A 3,803-nucleotide genomic window follows, 5' to 3' on the forward strand; every position below is an offset into this window, starting at 1 on the left:
CTGCGGCCCTTCTCACATAGGGAATTCGCTGTTTGCTTTTTCTCTTACGTATTCCCAGAAGTGGTCTACAATGTATTCTCGGAGCAGTACGGCGGAGAGGGAGAGTTTGCCGTCGGTTTTCCAGGAGAGGTTGAGGTAGCGGTGGCAGTCCATGTCTCCTACGGGGAGGGCGGCAAGGCCGCTGAAGGCGTTGTACCAGGTCATCTGGGGCACCAGGGCGATGCCAAGGCCTGCGTTGACAAATTCGTGGATGGTGCCGGGGTTGTCGCTTTCCATGACCACCTTTGGCGTGAAGCCCGCTTTCCGGCAGAAATCTTCCAAAATGTCCCGGAGGACGAATCCTTTTGGCGGGGCGATGTAGTTTTTATCGGAAAAGTCAGCCAGGTTGATATAGGGCAGTTTGGCGTGGCGGTCGGTGAGGGGGAGCACCATCACCAGGTTTTCCCGGAAGAGGGTGACTGTATGGTCATCATCGATATGATGGATGCTGGAGTAGAGGGTGAGGTCCGCCTGTCTGGCGGAAGCCTGCATTTTGGGATTGATGATTTCCAGCATGGCCTCGGGATGGGCTTTCCTGAATTCCGCCAGGAAGGAGGGGATGAGTTTGGTGGCAGAGAGGATGGACAGGTTCACCTTGAGCTGCTGCAGGTTCCGGGAGTCTTCCAGTTCCTGCTGCATGGCCTTGTATTCCCGGAGGAAATTCTCCGTGTATTTCAAAAGGATATGGCCGTCCCTGGTGAGGCGGATGTTTCGCCCTTCCTTTTCAAAGAGGGTGACATTCAGCTCTTCTTCCAGTCCGCGGATGGTGCGGGACAGGGCGGGCTGGGCGATATGGAGTGCTTCCGCGGCTTTGGTAAGATGCTCCATTTCCGCCGCTTTCAGGAAATATTCCAGGGAAGTGAAATTTAATTTCATGATTGCCACCTGATTTCACAATAGGGAGAAGCTCCCGGAAGGATATCGAAAGATTTGCTTTTTTCTTGCTATAGTAGTATACTATAAGTGGGTATTAAAAATACCAATAAATAAATTTTTGCATTTCACGTCCGAAGATGGATGAAATGGTATGGATTGACTATGTATATATACATTTATTATATCATAGTCCCTGCTATGAAAAGAAACGGACGTTTATTTCAGCAAGGAAAGGAGGACAATATGGAAATCAATGAACTGATGGACCTGGAGATGTACGGCAGCATGTATCTTCTTTTTGCCATGGCTTACTTCTATGTGGAAGGAGCCAATCTTCTGGTGCCGTCCCGGGTGAATTTCAATTTCAAGCGCATTCTTTCTCCATTTGCCTCCTTCTTCAAAGGTTTCATCGGGGCAGGGGGATGGCTTTTCGGCCTGCATTTTTTCGGGTCTGCTGTTCCTTTTGTAAAACTGAATGACGGGGCATCTGTCACGGGATGTCCGGCTTCCTTCGCTGCATGAAACGGGCGGGGGAAACCCTGCGCGGCGAAGCAGCCATGAAACTTTCAAGCTGAAGGCTTTTTTCAGTGTTCCCTGAAAAAAGCAGCTCTTACAGTGCTTTCATCGGATGACGCCACGGGGCGTCTTTTTTTGATGAAATTTCTGGAGAGTGCATTTACATGTTTTTCGTGAAAAAAGATATACATAAGCTTCTGTCTGTGATGATACCGATCCTGGTGGCCCAGGTATCCACAGCGGGAGTGACTTTTATCAATACCACCATGGCAGGCCATGCCGGCGCCGACGATCTGGCCGGCGTGTCCGTGGGGGCGGGGCTCTTTTATCCCCTTCTGGCCTCCATTATCGGCCTTCTCATGGCGGGGACGCCCCTCATGGCACAGCTCATCGGCAGGAAGGAAAAGGAATCTCTGCCCTTCATCGTGAGAAGCGGCATGGTGATCGGCCTTTCCGTGTGGGCTCTCTTTACGGCAGCCTATTTCTTCTTTATCGACAGTCTCATGGCCTCCCTGGCCCTGGAGCCGGCGGTGGAGCACATTGCCCGGTACTACCTCATGACCATGATTGGCGTGGTATTCTTCATGGCCCTCATGATTCCCCTGCGCTGCCTCACCGACACCGCAGGCTCCACGTCCATTTCCATGAAACTTTTCCTCATGGCTCCTGTGGTGAACGGCATTTTCAACTACCTCTTCATTTACGGCCACGGCGGTATGCCTGCCCTGGGCGGCATCGGCGCCGGCCTTGCCACCATGATTACCTACGGCGTCCTTCTGGGGCTCTTCCTTCTGGTGGTTCTGAAATCGAAAGAACTGGAAGGTAAGGAAATCTTCACAAGCCTTTCCCTCCGCATGGCGGACATCAAAGAATACCTGGTGGTAGGCGTACCCAGCGGACTTTCCATTTTCATGGAAATGAGCCTTTTCAGCCTTATCATCGTATTCCTGTCCCGCTACGGCACCGACGCTCTTGCTGCCTACCAGATCGCCGACAACTTCGCCAGCCTGGTATACATGCTGCCCGTATCCTGCTCCATGGCCCTTACCATCCTCATTGCCACCGAAGTGGGAGCGGGGGACATGGTCATGGCCCGCCGCTACAAGAAAGCCGGCTTCATCGTTGCCATGGCAGGCGCCCTCATGACCGCCTCCTTCACCGTCCTCTTCCGGAGCTCCATCGGCTCCGTCTATACCGACGATGCAGCAGTAGCCCTCATTGCAGGACAGTTCCTCATCTACAGTGCCGGCTGGCAGATTTTCGACGCCATTTCCACCCCCATCCAGGGCATTCTCCGGGGCCTCAAGGATACCCGTATTTCCTTCATCCTCATGGTCCTTGCCTACTGGGGCGGCTGCTTTCCCATGAGCCTCTTCCTGGACAGCCATACCGGCCTGGGTGCCGATTCCTTCTGGCTGGGCCTTGACTTCGGCGTAGGCTGCTCCGCTTTCCTCATGGTTCTCCGTCTCCTCTATGTAGAAAGAAAACTGGACGGCAAACCGGTCTTCTCCTTCGCCAAAGCGGCCTTCTTCCTCCTGGGACGAAAAACGGCCCCTGCCGCTTCCACTGCTGTCTGCTCCGCTGCCCTTCAGAGAAATATGAAGAAAGCGGAAGAGCTGGTGGAACTTTGGACGGAAATGGAAGAAAAACTGTCCATCCTTATGCAGAAAATCAAAGAATCGGAAGTGGATATCTACGAAGAAATGGGAAGAGTCCTTCCCATCCGCATGTCCCTTCTCACCGACCTCCATTTGTCCATCATAGGCCATGCTACCAGGGCCTACATCCCATAGGGACGCTTTGATAGAAAAAAGCCTCACTGCCGAAAGGCAGCGGGGCTTTTTTGCGCGCCCTGAAGGCGTGCAGCCGCGGAGCGGCTGGGGGCGGGACCGGGATCGGGATAATTTAGTGGCTAGTGGCTAGTGGCTAGTGGCTGGTCCCTAGTTACTAGCTACAAGCTACTAGCTACTAGCTACAAGCTACAAGCTACTAGTTCCTGGCTGCTGGATTTCTCAGGGGAAGCGGGCCACGTCAGTGGTGGAAAGGGGCGCCTTCGGCGGGATCGGGACTGGAATCGGGATCGGGGGCCGCCTGCGGCGGCAGGTGGTGGGCGCGTAGCCGCATGGCGGCTGGGATCGAAGATCGGGATCGAGGATCGGGATCGAGGATCGGGATCGAGGATCGGGATCGAGGATCGGGGGCCTTGGTGGGCGCCCTTTGGGAAATAAGGGGGCGCCATTATTATAAAACCATACAACCGCCCTTACGGGCGTGGGAAATGCATTCCCCCTTTGGTGGCTGGCGCCACCACCTTTCCCCCGCAAGCGGGGGCACAACAACCCGTGCTTTATTTAGAGCAACTTTTGATAGTA

The 3,803-nt window shown here is 54.1% G+C and carries 3 protein-coding genes; 2 read left to right on the forward strand and 1 reads right to left on the reverse strand.

Features of this window, described 5'->3' with window-relative positions:
- Positions 1-12: 12 nt before the first annotated feature.
- Positions 13-915, reverse strand: a complete 903-nt coding sequence (locus Q0482_RS05190; RefSeq protein WP_299144247.1) for a LysR family transcriptional regulator — start codon at positions 913-915, stop codon at positions 13-15.
- Positions 916-1,158: 243 nt separating this feature from the next.
- On the opposite strand from Q0482_RS05190, the gene Q0482_RS05195 reads away from it, so the two are divergent.
- Both Q0482_RS05195 and Q0482_RS05200 read left to right on the forward strand, forming a co-directional pair.
- On the forward strand, positions 1,159-1,437 hold the full coding sequence (locus Q0482_RS05195; RefSeq protein ID WP_299144248.1) for a hypothetical protein: 279 nt from the start codon (positions 1,159-1,161) through the stop codon (positions 1,435-1,437).
- A 158-nt stretch (positions 1,438-1,595) separates the two neighbouring features.
- Entirely contained in the window at positions 1,596-3,224 is a 1,629-nt protein-coding gene (locus Q0482_RS05200) for an MATE family efflux transporter (RefSeq protein WP_299144249.1), read from the forward strand.
- The last annotated feature ends 579 nt before the right edge of the window (positions 3,225-3,803 follow it).

It is taken from the genome of uncultured Dialister sp., from assembly GCF_937959425.1.
GTDB lineage: Bacteria > Bacillota > Negativicutes > Veillonellales > Dialisteraceae > Dialister.